The organism is Peribacillus sp. NPDC058002, assembly GCF_042886655.1.
GTDB lineage: Bacteria > Bacillota > Bacilli > Bacillales > DSM-1321 > Peribacillus > Peribacillus aracenensis.
Genome location: NZ_JBHVQU010000415.1, coordinates 1 through 2,196, shown reverse-complemented (window position 1 = coordinate 2,196; position 2,196 = coordinate 1). Strand labels below are relative to the sequence as shown.

3 protein-coding genes are annotated in these 2,196 nt (G+C 39.9%); 2 read left to right on the top strand and 1 reads right to left on the bottom strand.

All coding sequences use genetic code 11. The annotated features are described in order from the left end of the window. On the top strand, positions 1 to 780 hold a 780-nt coding region (locus ACFVSH_RS25765; RefSeq protein ID WP_387708614.1), incomplete at its 5' end, for an MFS transporter. 112 nt (positions 781 to 892) lie between these two features. Here ACFVSH_RS25765 and ACFVSH_RS25760 read toward each other — a convergent pair. Next, positions 893 to 1,624 (bottom strand): hypothetical protein, encoded by a 732-nt coding sequence (locus ACFVSH_RS25760; RefSeq protein ID WP_387708612.1) that lies wholly within the window; start codon positions 1,622 to 1,624, stop codon positions 893 to 895. 191 nt (positions 1,625 to 1,815) lie between these two features. On the opposite strand from ACFVSH_RS25760, the gene ACFVSH_RS25755 reads away from it, so the two are divergent. Next, the coding region (locus ACFVSH_RS25755; protein ID WP_387708610.1) for a hypothetical protein at positions 1,816 to 2,196 on the top strand (381 nt) is incomplete at its 3' end.

Here is a 2,196-nt window from a genome sequence, read left to right as displayed (position 1 = left end):
TGGAGAACAGCCTACGTAATAGCAGGGATACTGATAATTGTCTTAACATTACCCTTGGTTTTACTATTTGCAAAGAAAAGTCCCGCGGAAAAGGGGCTTGTTCCACTGGGCTCTGACAACATGGAAATGGCCGAAACGACTGTGGAATCTGAACAGAAGGGCTTAACGATGAGAGAAGCAAAGAAGACGGCAATGTTTTGGATTTTCGTCCTGGGAATCGTTTGTTTTGCATTGGTTGCAGGAGGGGTGCAAATGCATATCCCGGCATATCTGATCGACATAGGGCATCCAGCCATCTTTGCAGGAACCATTTTCGGAATACTATCTTTGGCAAATACGGTAGGGAAATTGATTCTAGGAGCTGTATTGGATAAGTTCGGTACGGCTGGCGGTGCCATTTATGTAGGGATTTGCATGACAATCGCAATGGCAGCACTATTGTTAGCGAAAACACAGGCATTCGCATTCCTATTCGCCATCGCGTTTGGCTTTAGCATAGTGATATCCACCCTAGGGCCTCCCTTCATGACAAATGATATCTTTGGAAAGAAAGACTTCGGCTCCATCTTTGGCATCGTGCAAGTATTTTTTGTGGCAGCAGGTTCATTGGGAGTGATCGTTTCGGGTTTAATCTATGATTTGACAGAAAGCTATCGTGCAGCTTGGATCTTTTTCCTTTGTTTATTCATCTTCAGTATGGTTTGCGTACTAACGGCAAATGGCATGAAAAAAAAGACCATCAGCAAAATCAAAAATATTCCCGACCAAAAAATAGGATAGATTGCTAGAGAAAAATGCCATATTGAAGGGTTTGTCTCCCGTAAACAAAAAAGGTAAAGAGCGGCAGGCTAGAATGCTGCTCTTTACCTTACTGTTAAACTATAGGATGGTTTTAAAACTTTTTACTCCATTCCTCATCTTCAAGTGGCACACCATTGGCACTAATATATTCTACAATCATATTTCCATGTTTAAGAATGCCATCTTTTATTAGGGCATTGATAATTTTGGTGAAGCGGCCTTCATCTGCGTCCTGTTTCTTACGTGAAAGGGTTATCCGAATGGTTGGGGACACTTCGTAATCTTTATAGCTGGCAGGTTTATTCGGATCAATCTTCAATTCTTTCCCGATCTCCTCATCAAAGACCAAGAGTAATTGATTATGATCGCCTATTTCTTCCTGAATCTCCTTCCACTCATCACTCTCTGCAATATCTCCCATTTCTTTGGAAGTCAATACGTCACCAAGTTCTTTTTCAACATAAGGCCTTATTTCTTTTTCTGCATCATCCTGCCATTTATCTGATATGAATGTATCCTCCATTTCCCCTGTTTCCTCATTAAAGAAAACTAGAAATTGAGTATCATATTTTTCATGTTTCACTTTAGCTGCGTATTCAAAATTGCCCCGGTTTCCCATATTGTCGTATAGGACATCATATATTTCGGTTCCGTCATCAAAAGTTTTCCTTAAATATCGTTCAGCTTGATCCCGGATCTTCTTTTCTTTAGCGGGATCTGCTTTCATACTCTGCGTGAATGAAAACAAAAGTATCACCACTCCGGCGACGATGATTGAAAAAATACCTAGTAAAGTAAGTAAAATCTTTTTTGTTTTACTCAAGGAACACCCTCCTGTAATCTCTGCTACTTATCAATAATTACCATATTATTCTAACATTGTTATCGCTCATTTTACTATGGAAATTGAGCCGATCTTTTCCCGGTGCCAAATCTAAATTGCCTGCCCTCCAAAATATCGGGATACTTTGTTACAATAAATAAATCGTTAGTACCCTAAAGGGAGAGATTGACTTGGAAATGTATCAAAGAAAAATGAATCATAATCGGGATGAATACAGAAACTTGAGGTGGCAACAGCATCGTCTACAAGTTACAGGACTATTCGATGCCGTTTTTTCGAAAAAAGCGTTCGCAGATAAAGTGGCTATCGTTGGTGCAGGCAATTGCGATGATTTGGATTTAGAGTATCTGGCGACTAGATGCAACTCCATATATTTATTTGATATTGATATGGAAAGTATGGAAAATGGTACGGCGAAATTGCCTGAACGGACTCGGAAGAAAATTCAACTTGTTGAAATCGATGTAACAGGCCTTGATAAAGTGGATTTTGAACACGACCTATCTTCCATGCTGGATCGTGGTGAAACGGCAAAGGGAATTACTCAATAT